The 22575-nt window shown below is 33.4% G+C and carries 21 protein-coding genes and 1 riboswitch; of the genes, 7 read left to right on the forward strand and 14 right to left on the reverse strand.

Translation table 11 applies throughout. The annotated features are described in order from the left end of the window. Positions 1 to 15: 15 nt before the first annotated feature. Positions 16 to 597 (reverse strand): dCTP deaminase, encoded by a 582-nt coding sequence (dcd, locus tag B9N71_RS04480; RefSeq protein WP_065589523.1) that lies wholly within the window; start codon positions 595 to 597, stop codon positions 16 to 18. A 70-nt stretch (positions 598 to 667) separates the two neighbouring features. Beyond that, positions 668 to 1759 carry a murein transglycosylase A gene (gene mltA / locus B9N71_RS04485; RefSeq protein WP_085164407.1) on the reverse strand — a complete coding sequence of 364 codons (1092 nt, stop codon included), beginning with the start codon at positions 1757 to 1759 and terminating at the stop codon, positions 668 to 670. Positions 1760 to 1956: 197 nt separating this feature from the next. Here mltA and cycA point away from each other — a divergent pair, with 197 nt between their 5' ends. Continuing rightward, positions 1957 to 3330: a D-serine/D-alanine/glycine transporter gene (cycA, locus tag B9N71_RS04490; protein WP_065589524.1), complete on the forward strand. Its 1374-nt coding sequence runs from the start codon at positions 1957 to 1959 to the stop codon at positions 3328 to 3330. A 57-nt stretch (positions 3331 to 3387) separates the two neighbouring features. On the opposite strand, the gene B9N71_RS04495 is transcribed toward cycA, so the two are convergent. Further along, complete coding sequence (locus B9N71_RS04495) at positions 3388 to 4401, reverse strand: TerC/Alx family metal homeostasis membrane protein (RefSeq protein ID WP_085164409.1); 1014 nt, start codon at positions 4399 to 4401, stop codon at positions 3388 to 3390. 178 nt (positions 4402 to 4579) lie between these two features. Between B9N71_RS04495 and dacB the strand changes: the two genes are divergently transcribed. Further along, entirely contained in the window at positions 4580 to 6016 is a 1437-nt protein-coding gene (gene dacB / locus B9N71_RS04500; protein ID WP_085164411.1) for a serine-type D-Ala-D-Ala carboxypeptidase, read from the forward strand. A 61-nt stretch (positions 6017 to 6077) separates the two neighbouring features. On the opposite strand, the gene B9N71_RS04505 is transcribed toward dacB, so the two are convergent. Both B9N71_RS04505 and B9N71_RS04510 read right to left on the reverse strand, forming a co-directional pair. Continuing rightward, positions 6078 to 7913: an ABC transporter ATP-binding protein gene (locus B9N71_RS04505; protein WP_085164413.1), complete on the reverse strand. Its 1836-nt coding sequence runs from the start codon at positions 7911 to 7913 to the stop codon at positions 6078 to 6080. A 235-nt stretch (positions 7914 to 8148) separates the two neighbouring features. Continuing rightward, a complete protein-coding gene (locus B9N71_RS04510; RefSeq protein ID WP_034909729.1) occupies positions 8149 to 8838 on the reverse strand; it encodes a LexA family transcriptional regulator in 690 nt (229 codons plus the stop codon). Positions 8839 to 9456: 618 nt separating this feature from the next. Between B9N71_RS04510 and B9N71_RS04515 the strand changes: the two genes are divergently transcribed. Further along, entirely contained in the window at positions 9457 to 9636 is a 180-nt protein-coding gene (locus B9N71_RS04515; RefSeq protein ID WP_034909727.1) for a Sec-independent protein translocase subunit TatA, read from the forward strand. A gap of 15 nt (positions 9637 to 9651) precedes the next feature. Further along, a complete protein-coding gene (locus tag B9N71_RS04520) occupies positions 9652 to 10836 on the forward strand; it encodes an FAD-dependent monooxygenase (protein ID WP_085164415.1) in 1185 nt (394 codons plus the stop codon). A gap of 241 nt (positions 10837 to 11077) precedes the next feature. Here B9N71_RS04520 and mutY read toward each other — a convergent pair whose 3' ends face one another. The 3 genes from mutY to raiA form a co-directional block, all read right to left on the reverse strand. After that, positions 11078 to 12118, reverse strand: a complete 1041-nt coding sequence (gene mutY, locus B9N71_RS04525) for an A/G-specific adenine glycosylase (protein WP_085164480.1) — start codon at positions 12116 to 12118, stop codon at positions 11078 to 11080. A gap of 5 nt (positions 12119 to 12123) precedes the next feature. Continuing rightward, positions 12124 to 13275 (reverse strand): bifunctional chorismate mutase/prephenate dehydratase, encoded by a 1152-nt coding sequence (gene pheA / locus B9N71_RS04530; protein WP_085164417.1) that lies wholly within the window; start codon positions 13273 to 13275, stop codon positions 12124 to 12126. Between the two features lie 100 nt (positions 13276 to 13375). Continuing rightward, entirely contained in the window at positions 13376 to 13708 is a 333-nt protein-coding gene (gene raiA / locus B9N71_RS04535) for a ribosome-associated translation inhibitor RaiA (RefSeq protein ID WP_085164419.1), read from the reverse strand. A gap of 315 nt (positions 13709 to 14023) precedes the next feature. Here raiA and trmJ point away from each other — a divergent pair, with 315 nt between their 5' ends. Continuing rightward, positions 14024 to 14713, forward strand: a complete 690-nt coding sequence (gene trmJ / locus B9N71_RS04540) for a tRNA (cytosine(32)/uridine(32)-2'-O)-methyltransferase TrmJ (protein WP_051634114.1) — start codon at positions 14024 to 14026, stop codon at positions 14711 to 14713. Between the two features lie 101 nt (positions 14714 to 14814). Here trmJ and cysS read toward each other — a convergent pair whose 3' ends face one another. The 5 genes from cysS to mog form a co-directional block, all read right to left on the reverse strand. Then, on the reverse strand, positions 14815 to 16212 hold the full coding sequence (gene cysS, locus B9N71_RS04545) for a cysteine--tRNA ligase (RefSeq protein ID WP_085164423.1): 1398 nt from the start codon (positions 16210 to 16212) through the stop codon (positions 14815 to 14817). A gap of 249 nt (positions 16213 to 16461) precedes the next feature. Further along, positions 16462 to 16707, reverse strand: coding sequence for a GlsB/YeaQ/YmgE family stress response membrane protein (locus B9N71_RS04550; protein WP_065560625.1), 246 nt, complete (start codon positions 16705 to 16707; stop codon positions 16462 to 16464). Positions 16708 to 17012: 305 nt separating this feature from the next. Continuing rightward, positions 17013 to 18377 (reverse strand): lysine-sensitive aspartokinase 3, encoded by a 1365-nt coding sequence (gene lysC / locus B9N71_RS04555; RefSeq protein WP_085164425.1) that lies wholly within the window; start codon positions 18375 to 18377, stop codon positions 17013 to 17015. A 74-nt stretch (positions 18378 to 18451) separates the two neighbouring features. Next, positions 18452 to 18625, reverse strand: a riboswitch (Lysine riboswitch). A gap of 108 nt (positions 18626 to 18733) precedes the next feature. Further along, positions 18734 to 19192, reverse strand: a complete 459-nt coding sequence (gene argR / locus B9N71_RS04560) for a transcriptional regulator ArgR (protein ID WP_065560627.1) — start codon at positions 19190 to 19192, stop codon at positions 18734 to 18736. 163 nt (positions 19193 to 19355) lie between these two features. Then, positions 19356 to 19934, reverse strand: a complete 579-nt coding sequence (gene mog / locus B9N71_RS04565; RefSeq protein ID WP_065589534.1) for a molybdopterin adenylyltransferase — start codon at positions 19932 to 19934, stop codon at positions 19356 to 19358. A gap of 220 nt (positions 19935 to 20154) precedes the next feature. On the opposite strand from mog, the gene B9N71_RS04570 reads away from it, so the two are divergent. Continuing rightward, positions 20155 to 21099, forward strand: a complete 945-nt coding sequence (locus tag B9N71_RS04570; protein WP_085164427.1) for an ABC transporter ATP-binding protein — start codon at positions 20155 to 20157, stop codon at positions 21097 to 21099. Beyond that, the gene (locus B9N71_RS04575) at positions 21092 to 21862 is read left to right on the forward strand and encodes an ABC transporter permease (protein WP_085164429.1); all 771 of its coding nucleotides are present in this window, start codon (positions 21092 to 21094) and stop codon (positions 21860 to 21862) included. Before B9N71_RS04570 ends, B9N71_RS04575 begins: the two co-directional genes overlap by 8 nt. A 60-nt stretch (positions 21863 to 21922) precedes the next feature. Here B9N71_RS04575 and B9N71_RS04580 read toward each other — a convergent pair whose 3' ends face one another. Next, positions 21923 to 22561, reverse strand: coding sequence for a bifunctional 4-hydroxy-2-oxoglutarate aldolase/2-dehydro-3-deoxy-phosphogluconate aldolase (locus B9N71_RS04580; protein ID WP_085164431.1), 639 nt, complete (start codon positions 22559 to 22561; stop codon positions 21923 to 21925). Positions 22562 to 22575 lie beyond the last annotated feature (14 nt).

Here is a 22575-nt window from a genome sequence, read left to right on the forward strand (position 1 = left end):
ATGGTTATCAATTATTCAGTCTTTATCAATACGACTGGCAACAGCACCATACTGGTCTTTATATTTTGCATCTAACCTCCGATTGTATGGTCTTGCCGCAGGACCACTTAGCGTTTCAAAACTGAGCGCACCAATTGTCATTCCAGGCCTAAGTGCTAATGGAATTTTTCCTGAATTATAAAATTCTAATACAATTTGTCCTTGCCAGCCAGGGTCGATACGATGAGCTGTAACGTGAACCATTAGACCTAATCTAGCAAGTGATGAACGGCCATCTAACCAGCCAACTAAATCGTCAGGAATAGTGACTGATTCTAAAGTTACAGCTAATGCTAGCTCACCAGGATGTAAGTAAAAGGCGTCACCTTCAGGTAATACTATTTCTTCACTCATCACTCGTTCCAAGACTGCAGATACTTCTTCTTTTGGACCACTTAAATCTATATAAGGTGTAGTATGTTCTCGAAAAGTACGAAATTGATTACCTAATCTAACATCAACAGTCGCACCATTAATACAGCTTGCTGCAGGCTGCGGTGTTATTTTTAATTTACCATTTTTTAAATATGCTTCGATATCTCTGTCACATAATCTCATGAGTTATCCTTAATTCAGCTTGTATTACTTTATTCTAACAGGTTCTTTTGATGGCGTCGACGTTAGTAGTTTAAGGCTGTAGTACCCATGCGCGTCCATAATGGTTATAGTATCCGGCTAATTTTCCTGCTTTATCTCCTATTCCTAGATAAAGGTCAAAATGTTGACCTTTTATAGCACCACCAACATCAAGTGCAACCATAAGTCGAGTTTCTCGTCTGCCTCGATATTGCCCATCGTCTTCAAGAAGCGGCACATCAACTAATACTACAGATCCTAAAGGAATGACTGATTTATCCGATGCGACTGATGCATTTGCAACCAAAGGTATTTCAGCAGCACCCGTAACTTCAGCATTATATTGTGGATTAAAAAAAACAAATGAACGGTTTTGAATTAGTAAAGCTTTAATTTTATTTTCTGGTTTGTTTTTTGCCCAATCTTTAATTGATTGTATAGAAATTTTTTCTTTTTCTATTTCGCCTTGTTCTACTAATAATCTTCCTATACTAGAATAGCCATAATTATTTTTACCTCCATAGCTGAAGAAGACTAAAGGTGAACCATCTTCAAAATCAATATAGGCACTACCTTGTACTTCCATAATAAAGTTATCCATTAAGGAATTACTGTATGCAATTTCAAGATCTCTATCAGAAAGAGCTCCATTATAAATTTGTTCACGATTTGGTAGTTGTTCTTCATCACTAACAACCGGCATCTTATAAATAGGGTATTTAAATTCTGCTGTTGGTTGATGCCTTGCTTTGATTATCGGAGTGTAGTAGCCTGTTAAATGTACATTGCCATACCCATCTTGTCCAACCATTTCGTAACTGTTAAGTCCCACCTTGTAAAATTCATCAACCATTAAAGAACGGCTAATCCACTCATTTATTGCTTTATAAATATGTTCATTTTTTTTATATAAAGAAGGCGATGACGATTTAATTTTAGCTATTTGAATAATGTAGTCTGATATGTTGACAGGAATATTTAATTGAGGCTGATTAATGTTAAGTGGTAAAGATAATTTCCCATCTTTATATTGTTGGCCTTGATTAGTTGGTTTATTTGAATAGTATTGGCTACCAATAAAAATAGATAAAACAAGTAAAATACTTAAAAAATAAAAATAATAATAACGATCTTTTTCTTTCATCTTGAAAAATAATTATAATAAGTTAAGCAATATGGCTAGTTATGCTACACAATTCTATTATAAGAAACTACAGATAATTATTATGAATCCATAAAAAGTTTTCATAACAATTCAACTTGCGATTTTATTCTATAGACTTTATAGTCCTAGACTCTTAGTAAGTCGAGAAATATAGAAAATAAAAGGAAATAATAGCGATGAGCATTACATCCTCAAAAAATGATCTGAAGCGAAATCTTTCTAACCGTCATATTCAATTAATTGCAATTAGTGGTGCAATCGGAACAGGTTTATTTATGGGCTCGGGTAAGACAATTAGTCTTGCAGGGCCTTCTATTATTTTTGTTTATATGATTATTGGTTTTATCCTTTTTTTTGTTATGCGTGCGATGGGGGAAATCCTTCTTTCTAATTTAAAGTACAAATCTTTTAGTGATTTTGCCAATGACCTTTTGGGGCCTTGGGCTGGATTTTTTACTGGTTGGACATATTGGTTTTGTTGGGTAATTACAGGGATTGCCGACGTTATTGCAATTGCTGGATATGCGCAACATTGGTTTCCTGAACTGCAGTCATGGATACCAATGTTATTAACAGTTGCCTTACTTTTAACACTAAACTTATTAACGGTAAAAATGTTTGGTGAAACAGAATTTTGGTTTTCAATGATTAAGATTATTGCAATTTTAGCATTGATAGGAATTGGACTCGTACTCATTTTGACTGCTTTTCATTCCGAACAAACGGGTACCACAGCTGCATTTTCGAATTTGTGGGAATACGGGGGCTTTTTCCCTCATGGTAGTATGGGTTTTTTTGCTGGATTTCAAATTGCTATTTTTGCTTTTGTTGGGATTGAGTTAGTTGGCACAACTGCAGCAGAAACCGTTGATCCGTGCAAAAATTTGCCTCGTGCAATTAATTCAGTGCCTGCGCGTATCATCTTTTTCTATGTTTTTGCTTTAATCATTATTATGAGTGTAACGCCATGGATGTTTATTTCTCCAAACAAAAGTCCTTTTGTAGAATTATTCACTCTAATTGGCTTGCCCGCTGCTGCAAGTATTATTAATTTTGTAGTATTAACTTCAGCAGCATCATCTGCTAATAGTGGTATTTACTCAACAAGCAGAATGCTGTTTGGGCTTGCTAAAAAACAAGATGCTCCAGAACCGTTTGGTAAATTATCAAGTCGCTCTGTACCGGCTAATGGGCTATTATTCTCGTGCACATGTTTGTTTGGTGGAGTTGTTTTGATTTATTTAGTGCCTAATGTCATGGAAGCTTTTACTATAGTAACTACAATTTCGGCTATTTTATTTATGTTTATTTGGTCGATGATTCTTATTTCTTATATTGCTTATCGTCGCAAAAAAATAAACTTACATGAACAATCTCAATTTAAAATGCCAGGTGGTATTTTTATGTGCTGCGTCTGTTTGGCTTTTTTTGCCTTCGTGATTGTATTACTTACTTTTGAGATCGATACTCGCCAGGCATTAGTGGCAACACCTATTTGGTTTGTTATTTTAGGTGTAAGTTATTTTATTCGATCTTTAAAACGTCAATAAATTTATACTAAAAATGGCAGGAAAACCTGCCAATATTTTTACTCTAATTATCGCACTTTATTTTTTCGGACAGATGATGCTAGCAATAATTCCTAAAGCTAGTGTGCCTAAAACGATATAAAGACTGGTAATTGGATCTATATCAATACCGTATCCAAATAGATGGTTACTTGCATTTAAAGCCAATTTTCCGGCAATAAAAAAGAGTAAACAGATAATTGCCTTATCAAGATGAGCTAAATACTGTTTCATGGCTTGTAAAATAAAATACATAGTTCTAAGACCCAAAATAGCAAAAATCATCGAGCTATAGACAATTAACGGTTCTTGGCTTACAGCAATCACGGCAGGAACAGAATCAAACGCAAAGATAACGTCACTTAACTCAATTACAACAATACATGAAAACAGCGGTGTAGCATAAAAAATACTTTTAGGTATTTTACCAACTAAATTGCTATTCTCAGGTTTTGCAAGTTCTCTATCAAGTTGTTTTTTGGTTAATAAAATGTGATGGCCGACAATTTTGGGGTAAGATGGAAAAATACGTTTGGCGATGCGAAAAGTTAAGTGATTTGAATAATCCTTTATGTCTTGATCATTATCTTGATTTTTTAGCATTATTATTCCAGTGCAAGCTACTAATATTGAAAAAGCTAATTCCATCCAAGGACCTAAATATAACAAACCTGTTCCAATTACAACAAATATGGCGCGGAATATAATAGCGCCAATAACTCCCCAATAAAGTAAGCGATGTCGATAATTATTAGGTACTGAAAACCAAGAAAAAATAGCCATAATGACAAACAAATTATCGACAGATAGTGCTTTTTCAAGGACGTAACCAGCAACAAATAAGCTAGCAGTAGTACTCCCATGATGAATGTATAAAAATAGTGCAAACCCCAGTGCAACAATTATCCAAAAAAGTGACCATATAATGGCATTTTTTAAACTGATAGGTTTATCGTTATGGTGAGCATATAAATCAACAATAATTGCAGCCAAGGCTAGCACAACAAATACCAACATGGTCTCTATTGGAAATCCTAATGAACTTTGCATCATATTTATATTACCTAGTTTTAATTGATTTTAGATAATTTGAATAGTTGGTTTATCTAATTTAACCGTAATATATAATTATAAAAGTGATAGAGTATATATTGCTAGCTAAATCAAAAAAAGTTATATTTGCAAGTCTTATTTAACTGTTTTAATTTAATAATATTTTGAGCCAGTATTTATGACAAAATTTAGGATAATTATTCTTACTCTTCTTCCTTTTATTTCGGGATTATTATATGCACAACCAGTAGAGCCTTATATATCTTCTTTACCTAAAGGAAGTGATTTATCCATTTTGGTTCAATCTGTTGGGCGTAATCCTAAAACATTAGCAAAATATAAAAGTAATCAATTCAAACAACCAGCAAGCACTCAAAAAGTGATAACTGCGTTAGCTGCTCAGCTTGAACTGGGTAATGATTTCCGTTTTATAACTCGTATACAAACCAATGGCTCAATAAGTAATAAACAGTTAAATGGTGATCTTATTATTCAATTAAGTGGAGATCCAACTTTTACTCGTGATCGATTAAAAAGCATGATTGCAACACTGAGCCAAAAAGGTATTGAGAAAATTTCAGGAAATGTGATTTTGGATACTTCAATTTTTACAAGTCATGATAAAGCATCGGGCTGGTCCTGGAATAACTTAACTGCATGTTATAGTGCTCCGCCATCTGCAGCTATTATTGATAATAACTGTTTTAATGCAACCATTATTCCGGGTAAGGTCGGTTCCAAAGCCTCTGTTACGGTATCTTCCAATACTCCTATTATTCTTACTGGTGATGTCAGAACTATTGCTGCTAATAGTAAGGATTTAAATGATAAATATTGTGAATTAGATGTAAACTACTCAGATAAAAACCATTACTATTTATCAGGATGCATTGCTGTAAGTTCAGATAAAATACCGTTAAAATTTGCAGTAATTGATAGTATTGAATATTTTTCGAAAATTTTAAAAAATGAGCTTAAACAAAAAAAAATAACGTATACAGGAACTATTATTGAACGTAATCAAAGGACTAATGCTCAGTTGTCATTATTAGCCTCTAGCCAATCAGCTCAACTTTCTGAACTGTTGACAGTTATGCTTAAAAAATCAAATAATTTGTATGCAGATGCTATATTTAGGACTTTAGGGGCCCATTATTATAATGTTCAAGGTACATGGCGTAATGGCGGTGATGCTGTTAAGCAAATTTTACGTAAAAAAGCGGGTATAAATTTAGAAAATTTAGTTATTGCTGATGGTTCTGGATTATCTAGATTAAACTTGGTTAGCGCCGATAAGTTAATGGAAATTCTACAATATATTGCAGCTAATAATACAAAATTAAGAATTATTGAAATGTTACCAATTGCTGGAGTTGATGGTACTTTGCAGAATCGAAAAAGTCTTAATCAAGCACCTTTTAAAGAAACAATACGAGCCAAAACAGGTTATATTCAAGGTTGCTATAACTTAGCTGGATTTATCCAAAAGTCTGAAGGGGAATATGTTGCATTTGTGCAGCTATTATCAGGATACCAAGCTGATAATAAAGGAGAGCCCAAAAATAGTGCAGTTATGCGATTTGAATCGGAATTCTATAAAAATTTTATTAATTAATAAAGTGTGGTCAGGATATATATATTTTATATTTAGTATAAGTCCTGACCTTCTTTGTAAATTAAAAGTTATCGGCTAAAAAACCACAGCTCTGATGTTTCCAAAGCTGTGCGTATAAACCATTCTTGTTTAATAATTCTTGATGGGTTCCTTGTTCGATTATTTTACCTTGATCAAGTACGATTAGTCTATCCATTGCCGCAATTGTAGATAATCGATGGGCAATAGCAATAACGGTTTTTCCTTCCATTAAAGTATATAGACTTTCTTGAATTGCTTGCTCAATTTCAGAGTCTAATGCACTTGTTGCTTCATCTAATAATAAAATAGGGGCATTTTTTAAAATGACGCGAGCAATGGCAATACGTTGCCTTTGCCCTCCGGATAATTTTATACCTCGTTCACCAACAAAAGCGTCGTATCCTGTTTTACCTCTTGTATCAACGAGTGTTTGAATAAATTTATCTGCATGAGCCTTTTTGGCTGCTTCTCTCATCTCCTTTTCAGAAGCATTTTTGTTACCGTAAAGTAAGTTTTCTCGTACTGAGCGATGCAATAACGAAGTATCTTGTGTCACCATACCGATTTTAGAACGTAAGCTTTCTTGACTAACGGCAGTAATATCTTGACCATCAATAAAAATATTACCACTTTGTAAATCGTAAAAACGAAGTAATAAATTAATAAGCGTTGATTTTCCAGCTCCAGAACGACCGACCAAACCAATCTTTTCACCAGGTTTGATTGTTAAATTTAAATCTTCAATAATTGAATTGTGTTGTTTTTTATCATAAGCAAAATGGATGTGCTTAAATTCGATTTTCCCTTGGGTAACATGAAGTGATGTTGCATTAGGTTGATCAATAACTGTTTTAGTGGCTGAAAAAGTATTAATCCCATCTTTAACTATGCCAATATTCTCAAATAAAGCTGCCAATTCCCACATAATCCAATGTGAAAAACCGTTTAATCGAAGCGCTACAGCGGTTGTTGTTGCAATTGCACCAACACCAATTAATTGATTACTCCATAGCCATAAGGCAATACCTGTAGTGCTTAGTATCAACAAAATAGACATTAAATGATTAACAATTTCAAAGCTACTGACTAAGCGCATTTGTTTATTGACAGTGACTAAAAAATCATCCATTGATTCTTTAGCGTATTTTGCCTCATTGCCAGCATGAGAAAAAAGTTTTACTGTCATGATGTTGGTATAGGCATCGGTTACTCGTCCTGTCATCGTAGAACGAGCATCAGCCTGCAAACTAGCAATTTTACTTAAACGAGGAATAAAATAATACATAGCAATACCATAAATTAGACACCAGCCTATAAATGGAATTAATAGCCAAAGATCTAATTGCCCGATGATTGTTGCCATAGTAATAAACGAAATAAAGACATAGATAAAAATCTCCGTCACTAAAAAGCAAGTATCACGAACTGCAAGCGCTGTTTGCATGACTTTGGCTGATATTCTACCGGCAAATTCATCTTGGAAAAAACGCATACTTTGATTGAGTACCAACCGATGAAGGTTCCAACGCATTCTCATTGGAAAATTACCAGCCAGGCATTGATGTTTTATAATAGTTTGTAATCCAATAATAATTGTACTTGCTATGATGATTAAGGCTAATATTACTAATGTTGTTTTTTCTTGTTGCCAAAATTTGCTAGGTTCAACAGCTGCAAGCCAATCAATAACCCTACCAAGAGCTGCATATAAAAAGGCTTCAAAAGCGCCAGCGAATGCACTAAGAATAATTAATAATAGTAGAAATAAGCGAGTTCCTTTAGTTGATTGCCATATGAAATTAAAAAAATTTTTAGGCATACATTGATATTCAACTTTTGGATAAGGTGATACTAATTTTTCAAAAAATCGATACATATTCGGCCTGACAAATAATAGAGTTTTTCATTGATAATACAATCAATGATATAAAAAACGAGGATAGCGCAAATATATGTAAATTATCTATGCATTAAATTGTTACATGAAATTTTAGATATATCTGCGATTTATAATATTATAAATATTAAAAAGCTGATGAGGAAATATGATGTTTTATATTTCCTCATATTATGATTATATCTTGAACGTCAATATATAGCCACTAATGGTCTTAAAATATATCTTTTATAATAAGTACAACGCGTCCAACAATATGATATTTATGAAAGTCTACTTTAGGTACTTCAATAGTCGGATATTGGCTATTATTGCAGATTAACAACCATCCATTGAGAGTTAAACGAATCTTTCTCAAAAAGGTAATATCTTCATATTCAATTAAATAGATTGCACCATCAATAATCTCATTTATTTCTGTATTAAGAATTAATCCGTTATTATTTTTGATTTCTGGCGACATTAAATCGCCTTTAGCCCAGTATATAATTAATTTTTTAGCATCCAAACCTCGATGCTTAACCCAACCTTCAACAATAGGATAATTCATTACTGGAGGCGTTTCTCTAACAAAACGCTCTTTTTGTGCTTCTTCTTTTGTTGGTAACTGTTTTTTATATACAGGGATACGATAAATATTTTCGTTATAGACTTCTTCACTGTCTTTAGGATCTAATACTTCTAATTTATGTCCAGTAGCAAGCCAATTAAAGGAAACATTACATTTTTCAGCAATAACTTCTAAACGTGTAAGTGATGGATATGTTTTACCAGATAAATAATCTCGGATTACTGTTTCTGACATATCACATTTTTTAGCGAAGGCCGATACAGATAAACCTTGCATTGAGCTATATAGTCTATCTTTAAAAGTTTTAATATTATTATTTTTAATTGTATTCATCTTTGAACCATTATTTCTTGCATAAGTTTATTAATTATAATGTATTTTTTTTGTTTTTGTATACGTTAATAACATTGAAAATCTATTAGTTTGGTTTTATTCCTATGCTAATTTGTTTTTTTATTTTATATCTTGTTTTTTTATCTTGTTTTTTCATTTTTTTATAGTTGTTGATTTTTTTTTGGAAAAAAACTATTCATTATTTTTTTCTGCTTGAGAATGCGTATTTTTGTGCTAAAAAATTTATTACTGTGTTAATTAAAAGTTTTTTATTGTTTATTTGATATTTATCAAAGGTATCTTAATGGTGGTTTTTTATATCATTATGATTTTATTTGATTTATATTTTTATGTGGAAATAATTTAAATTGAAAAAATAAATAAAAACGTTGACGAAAGCGAAAAAAAATGGATAATAAGCAGGGTAAGGATTTTTCATTGTTTTCTTTCCTTATATTCCTTATATTTCATGTTGGCCTGTATAGTTTTATACAGGTCTTTTTTTATTTTTGAACTATTCATGAAATCCCTTCACAAAAAGAGTATAATCAGTTTCCTATAGAATCTGTTTTAAAGCTTATCCTAACAGAGCGTTGTATTTATTGAGAGGATTTGATTATGTCTTTTAGCATTCCACATCTTTTAGTGTTTCTTGCCGTAGTGATTTTATTATTTGGCACTAAGAAGTTACGTAATTTAGGTTCGGATCTTGGTTTAGCGTTGAAGGGCTTTAAAAAAGCGATGAATGATGACGAAGTTGAATCAAAAAGTGATAATAAGTTAGATGATAATAAATAGTTGCATTTATTTAGTATGAATTTACAATTTGACGTAGTAATTGTTGGTGGTGGATTAGTTGGTTTAGCCACTGCTTGTGCACTTAGCCAATGTGATTTAAACATTGCGATTATAGATACTAAACTTTGTCAGCATGAATTCTTGCCTCATGCTGAAATAAGTATTAGAGCTTCTGCTATTAATGGTGCTAGCCAGCGCTACTTTTCAAAAATTGGTATATGGGATGATTTATGCAATAGCAACCGTGTACAGGAATTTACTGAGATAGGTGTATGGGAAAAAAATGGTCAAGCCCATTTGTCTGCCCAAGCCAAAGATTACGGTTATTCTAATCTTGGATACATAATTGAAAATAATGTCATTTCTCATTACCTTTACCAGTTTGCCTTAAACTGTTCGAATATTAAGATTTATAGGCATGAAGCAGTTGATTGCACATTTAATGATGATTTTGCCTTTTTAACACTTGCAAATAAAACTGTTTTACAAGCTAAATTAATGATAGGGGCTGATGGTGCTCATTCTTGGGTGCGTAGGAGTGAAAATATTTCTGTTCTTGAGCGTGATTATCTTCATCATGCTGTGATTACAACTGTTCAAACTGAATATCCTCATCAATCCTGTGCTAGGCAAGTGTTTTATCCCAATGGAATTATTGCTTTTCTTCCTCTTTGGAATGTAAATAAAAGTTGTTTAGTTTGGTCGACAAAACCAGATAATGCGTCTACTTTAACTTCACTTTCTGAATCAGAATTTTCGAACGAATTATTTCGGTTTACTGGTGATAAAGTTGGTAAATGCCAGTTAATTAACCCTAGAATGGTATTCCCATTAAAAGCGCGATTTGCTAAACAATTTATTAAGCATCGGTTAGTACTTATTGGCGATGCTGCTCATACTATTCACCCTTTAGCAGGACAAGGGGTAAATTTAGGTTTTCAAGATTCTGCTTTATTAGTTTCAACCATTAAACAATTAATCGAAACTAATAAAGATATTGGGCTTGTAAAAAATTTAAAATCATTTGAGTTTAATCGTCGCAAAGATGCGTTAGTTATGCTCACGGCCATGCAAACTATTCAAGATATGTTTAATGGAGATAATTTGTTGAAAAAGACGTTAAGAACAATTGGTATGAATGTTATTGATAATAGTCAGCTATTAAAAAAGCAACTGATTAAATATGCTATGCATATTTAATTTAAACTTATATCTAGTTATTATTGTGTCTGTCAAAAACTTTCAGGTAAGTATGTGTTTCAGTATAAAAATCAATTATGATACTTAATAGATTAAGAATCTATTCCAGAAATAACAATCCAACCATAAAATAAGTAAACTGAACTAAAGCCGCATGATCTAATGTGCTTAGCAAATTATAGTTAAACAAGAATAATAATGATGCACTAAAAAGTGCACCAATATTGATAATAAATCGTGATTAAATTGTTTGTTTTAATAAGTTATAAACAGGGGTAGCAAGACCTATTTTTGCGTTGTTAGATTTTAGTTTATACCAATAGCCACTATGTTCATTAAAACATTTTGTATACTTGGTAATGACACAATAAATAGGAAAGATATCTAAGTGAAAATGACTAAATGTGTGGCGAAATGCAACAAGTTGCTTTGGTGCTGTTGTTTCGATACCTTGTTTTTTTAACCAGTCAGTTATTGCTTGTTTACTTGAAAATTGAGGAAAACAATACAATCCTCCCCAAATACCAGACGGAGGCCTTTTTTCAAGCCAAATTGTATGATCGTATTCTAGCATTAAAAAATAGGCTGTCTTTTGGGGAATGGCATTTTTAGTTTTTTTTGTAGGATAGAGTTGCCAGCTTTCGGTTTTATATGCTAGACAATGGGTTTGCAATGGGCATAAGGAGCATTTAGGTTTAGTGCGTGTGCAAACCATAGCCCCAATATCCATCATAGCTTGATTAAATTTTGCTACCTTATGTTTTGGTGTGACTTGTTCACTTAATTGCCAAAGTTTATTTTCGACAGTTTTAATACCAGGCCAACCTTCAACAGCAAAATATCGGGTTAAAACACGTTTTACGTTGCCATCTAAAATTGGATAATGTTGATTTTGTGCAAGAGATAAAATTGCACCAGCTGTTGAGCGTCCTATGCCTGGAAGTGCGACGACATCATCGAACTTTGTAGGGAACATGCCATTAAATTTATCCACAATTAATTGTGCTGCTTTATGTAAATTACGTGCTCTTGCATAATAACCAAGTCCTGTCCAAAGATGCAATACATCATCAATTGGCGCTTTTGCTAAATCTGTTATTTGTGGGAAGTGCTCAATAAAACGATTAAAGTAAGGAATAACCGTTGCAACTTGGGTTTGCTGTAGCATCACTTCAGACAACCAAACATGATAAGAGCTTTTTTCGACCTGCCATGGTAGCGATTTTCTGCCATATTGTTCATACCACGTCAGGACAGCTTGCGAAAAGTATTGTATTGTCATAGCCATTACATTGCAGCAACAATAGAATCACTAGGATAGCACCCTAGTACCTTAGTATATAAAGTCATTGATGCCAATTCTTTGAGAGCTGTTTGCATTTCATAAGAATGAATGTTACCTTGCAAATCGATATAAAACATCTCTTCCCAAGGCGTACCATGAATTGGGCGTGATTCAAGTTTAGTCATAACAATGTTATGGTTACGTAATACCGATAGCGCATCAACTAAAGCACCTGCTTGCTGACCTGTTTTCATGAGAATTGTGGTTTTAGCAGGGATTTGATCAGATACTTCTATTGGCTGACGAGCTAACACAATAAAACGAGTAATGTTTTCTTTTTGATTAGCAAAATTATGTTCAAGGACTTGTAGCCCATATAATTCACCACCATCTTTATTACCCATAGCTGCAACATTAGGTTGATTCAATTTAGCTACAGTTTCCATTGCTGATGAAGTACTATCGCAGTATATGATTTTCCAATGAGGATAGTTCTCTAAGAAGTTACTACATTGCTGGAATGGTTGTGGATGGCTATAAATAGTATCGATTTGCTCTAGCTGTGAATTTTGTATAGCAAGAACACAATGATCAATAGGTAAAGAGAGCTCACCAATAATATGTAGATTAGTTTTTTGCAATAAATCATAAACTTCATTAATTGAGCCAGAACTTGAATTTTCTATTGGTAAAATTCCATAATCTACGGCATTATTTTCGACTTGTTCAAAAATCTCTTTAAAGGTTGAACAGCTTAATTCAATCATTTCATCTAAGTGAGTGCTAGCATAGCGGCGAGCAGCAGAATGCGAATAAGATCCTTTGGGGCCTAAAAAGGCAACTTTGGCTGTGGTGATTGTGCTGAGATTAAGCTTTTCTTGCAAGATTTTTTGTTGTAATAGTACAGAATCTTCAATAATTAATTGATATAAGCGTTTAATGAAAATATCATCAAGATGATAGTCTTTGCCTTCATTGATTAAGGCTCTGATAAGTGAACGCTCACGATCAATGTCGCGCACAGGAATGTTTGCTTCAATTTTCGTATGAATTACTTGCGTTGAAAGTTGGCGCCTCTGGGCAATAAGCTCTAACAATGTTTTATCTAATTTATTAATTTTATCTCGCAAAGATAATAAAGGATTTGTAGCCATTTTTTATTAGTTATTTAAAAAAGATAGTTTGTATTATAACAAGCAAAAAAATAAAGGCACCATCAAAGTGCCTTTTTATTCAATCAAGAAAATTAACAAATTAAATTTCTTCTTCTAATACTGCGTCTTTTATGCTGTTAACCGCACACCGAGATTCATTTTTGTGTTGTAGTTTATTAAGTTGTTTTTCAAGCTTATCAATAAGGTCATTTATTGCAGCATACATATCAATATGTTTGGCAGAGGCAACTAATGAAGTTCCTTTGGTGGCAATTGTTGCATCAACAATAAATCCATCTGGTTCTTTCGATAAAATAAAATGAGGGTTGATTAACAGTGCTCTCCATTTATCTAACTTCGAAAATTTATCTTCTAGATAGCTACGAATAGCAGGGGTAACTTCCATTTGTTTACTGGTAATACTTAAAGTCATAATTGACCTCCTCATTTTTTATCAACAAAGTTAATTTTAATGTTGTTATTACATTGGCAAATTATTTTAGTCTCGTTAATAAGATTTTTGTTTTTGCCTGATTTTTATTAGTTTAATTTTAAAATAGATTTCATTGACTAAATATTGCATAACATGTGGACGGGATGAAACTGATTTTACCATGGTTTTAATATATACTGTATTAATAATTATTTAGTTTATCCTGTGTTATAGTAATTATTTAATAATGGGGACAATGTGAGTTATTTAGATAATGTGAAGATTGTTTTGGTTGAAACATCTCATACAGGCAATATGGGCTCTGCTGCGAGAGCAATGAAAACCATGGGATTAACTAACCTTTGTTTAGTTAATCCGATCATCAAGCCTGATTCTCAATCGATTTCGTTAGCTGCAGGTGCCAGTGATATTATAAAAAATGCACAAATCTTTTCTTCACTTGAACAAGCCATTGCTGATTGTACTTTAGTGATTGGTACTAGTGCGCGTTCTCGTAGTTTACAGTGGCCATATTTAACTCCCAAAAAGTGTGGTGATAAGATTATTCAAGAAGCCTCAAATCTCCATACTCAAGTCGCTTTGGTATTTGGGCGTGAGCGTGTTGGTTTAACTAATGAAGAATTGCAAAAGTGCCATTATCATGTTGGAATTCCAGCTAACCCTAGTTATAGTTCTTTAAATCTTGCCATGTCGGTACAGGTTTTGTGTTATGAAATTCGCATGTCAATGCTCAATCTTGAAGATCAGCAATCTGAAAAGGAAAATGAGAATATGGCTGAAACTGAGTTTCCTATAGATGCTGATATAGAGCGATTTTACCAGCATTTAGAACAAACTTTGTTACAGACAGGCTTTATTAATGCCAATCATCCAGGACAAATTATGGGGCGTTTGCGTCGATTATTTACACGTGCACGTATTGAACAACAGGAACTAAATATTTTGCGTGGCATTTTAACTTCGATTAATAAAATTTTACATTGATGTCAAATAGAAACACCCACAGATTTGTGGGTGCTATTTTAAGGTTGATACTGTTTAATGTAGTATCTTATCTATTAATCAAAATATCAATTCTAAGTATGTTAGCTTTTAGCTTTTTTGCGCCATGTTGTGCCGTTTGCACTATCTTCAAGAACAATATTCATTGCATTTAGTTTGTCACGAGCTTCATCGGCCTGAGACCAATTTTTGCTTGCTCTTGCTTCGTTACGTTGTTTTATTAATGCTTCTACTAATGCTACATCAACATCATCTTGCTTATCACCTTGTAAAAATTTAACAGGATCTTGCTCTAATAATCCAAGTACTGCTGATAAATAACGTAACTCAGCTGCTAATTCATTAGCAAGTTGCATATTATTATCGGCTTTGGCTTTGTTTATTTCACGAGCCAAGTCAAAAAGCGTTGAATAAGCTTCTGGTGTATTAAAGTCATCATCCATGGCGTTACAAAACTGGCGATAATAATTACTGTCAGGTGTCGTATATGGATGATTCGCATCAGTATCACGCAAGGCTGTATATAGTCGCTCAAGTGCCATTCTTGCTTGTTTTAAATTATCTTCACTATAATTTAACTGACTACGATAATGACCAGATAGTAAGAAATAACGTACTGTTTCAGCATCATAATGCTTTAATACATCGCGAATAGTGAAAAAATTATTGAGTGATTTTGACATTTTTTCTTGGTCGATCATTACCATACCAGAGTGCATCCAGTAATTTACATATTGACCGTTATGCGCACAGGTTGATTGGGCAATTTCGTTTTCATGATGCGGAAACATTAAATCTGAACCACCACCGTGAATATCAAAGTGATTGCCTAATTGATAGCTGTTCATTGCTGAACATTCAATGTGCCAACCAGGGCGACCTTTACCCCATGGTGAATCCCAACTTGGTTCGTTAGGTTTTGACATTTTCCATAATACAAAATCCATTGGATTTTGTTTAACATCAACAACTTCAACTCGAGCACCAGCTTGTAATTGTTCTAAATTTTGGCGAGATAAAATACCGTAATTCGGATCGCTGTCTACCGAAAACATGACATCACCATTATTGGCAATATATGCATGTTTTTTTTCGAGAAGCTCTTCAACTAATTTGATGATTTGTGACATATGATGAGTTGCACGAGGCTCTATATCAGGCCGACGAATATTTAGTGCATCAAAATCGGTATACATTTCTTGTAGCATTCTATCTGTAAGTTGATCACAGGTTTCACCATTTTCGAACGCACGTCTAATTATTTTGTCATCAACATCAGTAATATTACGAACATAAGTTAAATCGTAACCTAAAAAACGTAAATAACGTGCGACAACATCGAAAGCAACGAAAGTACGTCCGTGACCAATATGACAAAGATCGTAAATTGTCACTCCACAAACATAGAGTCCAACTTTATTAGGGGTAATTGGTTGAAATATTTCTTTTTCTCGTGTTAATGTATTGAATATTTTTAACATTATAATCTACAGGGTAAAATTGATGGATTTTGTTAGATAATATAACAAAATTCTGGATATGACGAAATTACTTATTAAGAACTTTGTAAGCAAAATTGAGAAAATGCGTATAACAATATAACTGAATTAAATTTGTTGAGTTTGTATAGATGTTTTTAAGGTTGATGATAAGAAATATGATGTACTATAAATACAAACCTTAATCTTATTTAAATTGGCGGTTTACCCGCCAATTTAAATTAAAATAACTTATTGTTTTAAATGGCGATAGATATAAATGAGTATAATCGACCCAAGTACTGAAATTAACAAACTAGGGAAATTAAATCCAGTTACACTACCCCAACCAAAGAAGGTGCTAATATACCCACCCACTAAGGCTCCTGCTATGCCTAATAAAATAGTTTTAAAAACCCCTACACGTCCTAGTGGCATAAAAAACTTTGCAATCCAGCCGGCAATTAATCCTAGAATAACCCAACTTATAATACCCATGATAATTTCCTTCTTTTATTGAAATTAATTTTAGTTTACTCAAATAAATAAAAAAATCTAACAGATGTTGATGCTCAATGTAATAGTTTTAATCAATTGATTAAAAATAATAAATGACGGTAAATTTTTTAATAATCAATGAATAAGGATTTGGTAGGTAAATGCTGTTGGTAATTTGTTATCTTATGATTTTTTTAATTAAAATTAAAGTATTTGACCATGTTTCCAACTCTGGACATATACTTGATGAATATAGGAAGATAACTAAACGTAATTAAAAGGGAGGTTTAATCTCCCTTTATATATTATTGTTCGAAAATTGTTTTATGTAGAATTTTAATAATTGACTCGGCATCATTGCTTTTTGCTAATAAACAAAGATTGTGAGTACTTGCCCCATAACAGCAAAGCCTAATAATAAATTCATCTAATACACCAAACACTTCTTTTGCAATGCCTCTGGTTGAGGTTAGGTTATTACCAATAATAGCAATGAGAGCTAAATCTTCCTCAATATCGACATGACAAACGGTTGATAATTCATCAAATAATTCTTTTGTTAATAAACTGTTTCCGTTGGTATTGGTACCTGTAGTGTCGATTGTTAGTGCAATACTTACTTCTGATGTAGTTACTAAATCAACCGAAATGTTATGCTTAGCTAATATCGTAAACACATTTGCAAGAAAGCCTTGTGCATGTAGCATATTTAAACTGGTTAGTGTTAGTAAGGTTTGTTTACGACGTAACGCCAATGCTCTGAAAACAGGTAATTTAGATGTGATGCTATTAGTGCTATAAACAATAGTTCCTCCATCTTGTGGCGCTTTACTTGAACCAACAAAGACTGGTATATTGCTACGTACAGCTGGGACTAGCGTTGCTGGGTGTAGTACTTTTGCTCCAAACGTTGCCATTTCGGTCGCCTCCGCAAAAGATATTTCATCAATGCGTTTAGCTGCTGGAGTAATGCGAGGGTCGTTAGTATAAATTCCAGCAACATCAGTCCAAATATCAATTTGAGTTGCACCCAATGCTTCACCTAGTAAAGCTGCTGTATAGTCACTTCCACCTCGTCCTAAAGTAGTGGTTTTTCCAGAACTTTCACTGCCAATAAACCCTTGTGTTACAATGACACAACTATTGTCTAGTGACTTTAAATGGGCACAACAAAGCTGTTTAATATCTTCAATTTTAGGTGTTGCTTTACCAAAGTTATTATTGGTGCGCATAACTTTTCGTACGTCAAACCACATGGCTTTTTTCTGTTTTTCTTTTAATATTTCGACAAACAGTTTTGAAGACATAATTTCACCGTGGCTAACAAGCTCATCGGTTAACGCAGGTGATGTTGCTAAGCTTGCCGCTTCTGACAATGAGGCTATATTGGCAATGATTTGGTCAATTTCAGCACGTAGTTTTGGATTTTCAGGTAATTGTTCTAGAATGTTGTATTGGATAGATTGAATTTTCGCAATATGTTGAGATCTTACTTCAGCGTCACGTCCTTCTGCTAATGCAACTAACAAATTTGTTACGCCAGCGGAGGCTGATAATACAACAACCTTTACGTTAGGGTTAGCTATTACAATATTGGCACTATTAACCATTGCTGGATAATCGGCAACACTAGTACCACCAAATTTAGCTATTATAAATGATGTTTCCATGGATTCCTCATATTAAAAATTTTTATTTTTAACAGAGTTAGAGCGGGCATGTTCTATTTACAATTAAAAAGTACAAACCATGAAGCGCTCCACCTGTTAAGGTGACAACCCAAGGGATTCAGCCCTTGCAGTCGATTTAATTACTTCTGGATGAGTAATCAAACCTCGGCATTACGTCCCCTCGATCATTTATTAGTGGTTCCAGTCCCTAAAATGACTTACCTGAGTAATGCGCCTCTTCGTTTTGCAACTTCTGTTACGAAATCAGCACTATATAGGATTAACGATTTTATTAATTGTGTCAATAGGTTAAAAGTTAAAAATTATTTAGTTGTAATATGGCAAAATGGAAAGATCTATAGCTCTCGTTCAAACAATTCAATAATAGTTTGATATAATTTTTTTACAGTACATTCTTTAGTTGGTGTACTAAAGATTGTATCATCACCAGCAATTGAACCTAAAATACCTTCCGATTTACCAATTGAGTCTAGTAATCGAGCAATGAGTTGAGCTGCGCCTGGGCTAGTACGTATCACCACCATTGAGCTATTGAAATCAATATCAATCACTAAGTTTTTTAATGGGCTACTAGTTGTTGGTACGCTTATTTCTGCAGGTAAACAATAGACCATTTCGGATTTTGCATTTCTGGTTCTTACCGCACCAAATTTGGTTAGCATACGTGAAACTTTTGATTGATTAATGTTATCAAATCCTTGTTCTTGTAACGCTTGTACGATTTCTACTTGTGAACTAAACTTCTCTTGACGAAGCATCTCTTTAAATGTTTTTGTGAGATTAGCTTGTTTCATAATGTTCCTTGGCTTCTAATTTGTTACTCTTTACTACTAATAAATGTCGTTATAAGACTGATAATAAAGTCTAATTGATAATTAAATCAAAATAACTACGACCAATTTTAATGTATCAGTAGCAATTATTATATACATAATTATGCGTTAAATATGCATAAAATTAAAGTGTTGATTTAATAGCATCCTTCGGTCTATAAGATTTCACTATTTGGTCATAGGTTTCAATATAAGGTCCTTCTAGTAGTTGTATACAATAAGGGATACTAGCAAATATGCCACTCACAATAACATTACCTTGATCATCTTTAACACCCTCAAGTGTTTCTTTAATTGATTTTGGCCTACCAGGTAGGTTGATGATTAGACATTTTTTGCGAATAACACCAACTTGCCTAGATAAAATAGCAGTTGGTACAAAATGTAAACTGATCTGACGCATCTGTTCGCCATAACCTGGCATTACACGATCAGCGATTGCTAATGTTGCATCAGGCGTTACGTCTCTAGTCGCAGGGCCTGTGCCACCAGTAGTTAAAATTAAATGGCAATGTTGACTATCAACAAGTTCACATAATGTTTGTTCAATAACAACTTGTTCATCTGGAATAATATGGTTTTCGGTTGTAAATGGTGTTTTCAGTGCTGTTTGCAACCATGATATTAATGATGGTATGCCTTCATCTTGATAAATGCCACTTGATGCTCTATCTGACACTGAAACTAATCCAATCTTAAACATGATACTTATTCCTTAAGCAATAACTTAGACGCAGAATGATAATTAAAGATACGTTATTAGTATTTAATTAATAATATGTGTTTTATTTTAGAAATTATAATTTATTTATATTGATATAAATAAAACTAAAAAGCTCTTTACAATGATTGATTATATTGTCGATTCATTAAACATGATATCATATTATTAAAATAATAATTGATTCACTTAGGATATATTCATGCTATCAATTCCTGCACTTGAGTTAATCTCACTCAAGAAAATCTATAAAAACGGTGTAGAAGCATTAAAAGGTATCGATTTAACTGTACAAGCAGGCGATTTTTATGCTTTGCTGGGACCAAATGGCGCTGGTAAATCAACAACAATAGGTATTATTAGTTCATTAGTGACTAAAACTTGCGGGCAAGTAAAAATCTTTGGTTACGACTTAGATACCGATATTGTAAATGCTAAAAGACAATTAGGGATTGTACCGCAAGAATTCAATTTTAACCAATTTGAAGAAGTGTTACAAATAGTCACTAATCAAGGTGGTTATTATGGATTGCCCCGAAAAATCGCATTAGAGCGAGCCGAAAAATATTTGCGAGTTTTAGATTTGTGGGATAAACGTCATAGTCGAGCTAACATGCTATCAGGTGGAATGAAAAGGCGATTAATGATAGCCAGAGCTCTCGTGCATGAACCTAAATTATTAATTCTTGATGAGCCGACTGCAGGCGTTGATATTGAATTACGCCGTTCTATGTGGGATTTTTTACGTGAAATCAATCGTCAAGGTATCACAATTATTTTAACTACACATTATTTAGAAGAGGCAGAAATGCTCTGTAGAAATATTGGTATTATTCAGAGCGGCAAATTGATAGCAAACTCATCAATGCGTGAGCTATTGGCGGAAAGCCAATCTGAAACAATTGTTATTGATTATGTGGCAACGCCTAAGCCGATTGAGTTAAATGGCTATAATTATTTCGATGTTGAGCCTGGGATGTTGGAAGTGAAAGTAGATAAACAAAATGGATTAAATCAATTATTTGAACAATTAAATAAACAAAATATTAAAGTTATCAGCGTACGAAATAAAGCGAATCGATTAGAAGAGTTATTTGTTGAGCTGTTGCATAGTGATACTAAACAAAAAGGTGGCATTAATGAATAATTTATATTGGATTGCCTTAAAAAGTATTTGGCGTAAAGAAGTGACCCGATTTTTAAGAATTTGGATTCAAACCTTAATTCCACCTGTTATTACCATGTCTCTTTATTTTATTATCTTTGGTAATTTAATTGGCTCTCGTGTTGGCGACATGGGCGGTTTTAGCTATATGGAATTTATTGTTCCAGGCTTAATAATGATGTCAGTAATTACTAATTCCTATACCAATGTTTGTTCATCCTTTTTTAGTGCTAAATTTCAACGTAACATTGAAGAAATATTGGTGGCACCAGTACCAACAAATATTCTTATTCTAGGATATGTCGGTGGTGGTGTGATGCGCGGTATTTTAACGGGTATTTTGGTTACTGTTGTATCGCTATTCTTTGTTCGCTTCGATGTACATTCTTGGTTGTTTGTTATTTTTACATTGCTATTGACCTCAATTTTATTTTCATTAGCTGGTCTACTCAATGCAGTATTTGCCAAGACGTTTGATGATATAAGCATTATTCCAACATTTGTGTTAACACCATTAACTTATCTAGGCGGTGTTTTTTATTCAATTACAATGCTACCAACATTTTGGCAATGGGTATCGAAAATTAATCCCATTGTTTATATGATTAATGGTTTTCGTTATGGATTTTTGGGAGTGTCAGATGTGCCATTATGGATCACATTTTCAATGCTTATTTTATTTGTAACTGTACTTTATGTAATTGCATGGCGACTGATTGATAGTGGACTAGGATTGAGAAGTTAATTAAAGCTAGGAAATAGTAATTATTATTCCGCCGTATTGTATCGGCGGAATAATAATTAGCTACTGTGCACCAGCAACAGCTTCCTTAGCCATCTCAGTGATTTTAGTAAAATCACCTTTTGCTATGGCATCCGTTGGAATAAACCAAGTTCCACCAACACATAGTACATTATTAAGTGCCAAATAATCACGGTAGTTTTTAGGATTCACACCGCCTGTAGGGCAAAACTTCATGTATCCGCAAGGACCAGAAAATGCCTTTAATGCAGCAACTCCGCCATTGATTTCAGCTGGGAAGAATTTTAATGCCGTTAAACCATATTCTTGGGCTTTTAATAATTCAGAAATAGTTGCAATACCAGGAATAACAGGAATAGGGCCTGCAACTGCAGCTTCTAAAATAGCATCGGTAATTCCTGGTGTAATAACAAACTCTACACCAGCTTCAGTAACTTGTTTTAGTTGTTCAACACTAGTTACTGTTCCTGCTCCTACAATTGCTTCAGGAACTTCTTTGCTGATTTTCTTAATTGCTTCAATCGCACAAGCTGTTCTTAACGTTACTTCTAGTACCTTCACTCCACCAGCAATAAGAGCTTTAGCTAGTGGTACAGCATCCTCAATTCGTTCAATAACGATAACCGGAACCACTGGTCCCATAGTTAAAATTTCTTCAGCACTTCGTTTCCATTTTTTCATTTGTTTCTACCCAT

Origin of the sequence: Gilliamella bombi, assembly GCF_900103255.1 — a bacterium.
Classification (GTDB): Bacteria; Pseudomonadota; Gammaproteobacteria; order Enterobacterales; family Orbaceae; genus Gilliamella; species Gilliamella bombi.

What these genes read in the sequence shown, in the direction of transcription:
- dcd (WP_065589523.1), bottom strand. Translation starts at nt 597, where the DNA reads ATGAGATTATGTGACAGAGATATCGAAGCATATTTAAAAAATGGTAAA.
- mltA (WP_085164407.1), bottom strand. Translation starts at nt 1,759, where the DNA reads ATGAAAGAAAAAGATCGTTATTATTATTTTTATTTTTTAAGTATTTTA.
- cycA (WP_065589524.1), top strand. Translation starts at nt 1,957, where the DNA reads ATGAGCATTACATCCTCAAAAAATGATCTGAAGCGAAATCTTTCTAAC.
- B9N71_RS04495 (WP_085164409.1), bottom strand. Translation starts at nt 4,401, where the DNA reads ATGATGCAAAGTTCATTAGGATTTCCAATAGAGACCATGTTGGTATTT.
- dacB (WP_085164411.1), top strand. Translation starts at nt 4,580, where the DNA reads ATGACAAAATTTAGGATAATTATTCTTACTCTTCTTCCTTTTATTTCG.
- B9N71_RS04505 (WP_085164413.1), bottom strand. Translation starts at nt 7,913, where the DNA reads ATGTATCGATTTTTTGAAAAATTAGTATCACCTTATCCAAAAGTTGAA.
- B9N71_RS04510 (WP_034909729.1), bottom strand. Translation starts at nt 8,838, where the DNA reads ATGAATACAATTAAAAATAATAATATTAAAACTTTTAAAGATAGACTA.
- B9N71_RS04515 (WP_034909727.1), top strand. Translation starts at nt 9,457, where the DNA reads ATGTCTTTTAGCATTCCACATCTTTTAGTGTTTCTTGCCGTAGTGATT.
- B9N71_RS04520 (WP_085164415.1), top strand. Translation starts at nt 9,652, where the DNA reads ATGAATTTACAATTTGACGTAGTAATTGTTGGTGGTGGATTAGTTGGT.
- mutY (WP_085164480.1), bottom strand. Translation starts at nt 12,118, where the DNA reads ATGACAATACAATACTTTTCGCAAGCTGTCCTGACGTGGTATGAACAA.
- pheA (WP_085164417.1), bottom strand. Translation starts at nt 13,275, where the DNA reads ATGGCTACAAATCCTTTATTATCTTTGCGAGATAAAATTAATAAATTA.
- raiA (WP_085164419.1), bottom strand. Translation starts at nt 13,708, where the DNA reads ATGACTTTAAGTATTACCAGTAAACAAATGGAAGTTACCCCTGCTATT.
- trmJ (WP_051634114.1), top strand. Translation starts at nt 14,024, where the DNA reads ATGGGCTCTGCTGCGAGAGCAATGAAAACCATGGGATTAACTAACCTT.
- cysS (WP_085164423.1), bottom strand. Translation starts at nt 16,212, where the DNA reads ATGTTAAAAATATTCAATACATTAACACGAGAAAAAGAAATATTTCAA.
- B9N71_RS04550 (WP_065560625.1), bottom strand. Translation starts at nt 16,707, where the DNA reads ATGGGTATTATAAGTTGGGTTATTCTAGGATTAATTGCCGGCTGGATT.
- lysC (WP_085164425.1), bottom strand. Translation starts at nt 18,377, where the DNA reads ATGGAAACATCATTTATAATAGCTAAATTTGGTGGTACTAGTGTTGCC.
- argR (WP_065560627.1), bottom strand. Translation starts at nt 19,192, where the DNA reads ATGAAACAAGCTAATCTCACAAAAACATTTAAAGAGATGCTTCGTCAA.
- mog (WP_065589534.1), bottom strand. Translation starts at nt 19,934, where the DNA reads ATGTTTAAGATTGGATTAGTTTCAGTGTCAGATAGAGCATCAAGTGGC.
- B9N71_RS04570 (WP_085164427.1), top strand. Translation starts at nt 20,155, where the DNA reads ATGCTATCAATTCCTGCACTTGAGTTAATCTCACTCAAGAAAATCTAT.
- B9N71_RS04575 (WP_085164429.1), top strand. Translation starts at nt 21,092, where the DNA reads ATGAATAATTTATATTGGATTGCCTTAAAAAGTATTTGGCGTAAAGAA.
- B9N71_RS04580 (WP_085164431.1), bottom strand. Translation starts at nt 22,561, where the DNA reads ATGAAAAAATGGAAACGAAGTGCTGAAGAAATTTTAACTATGGGACCA.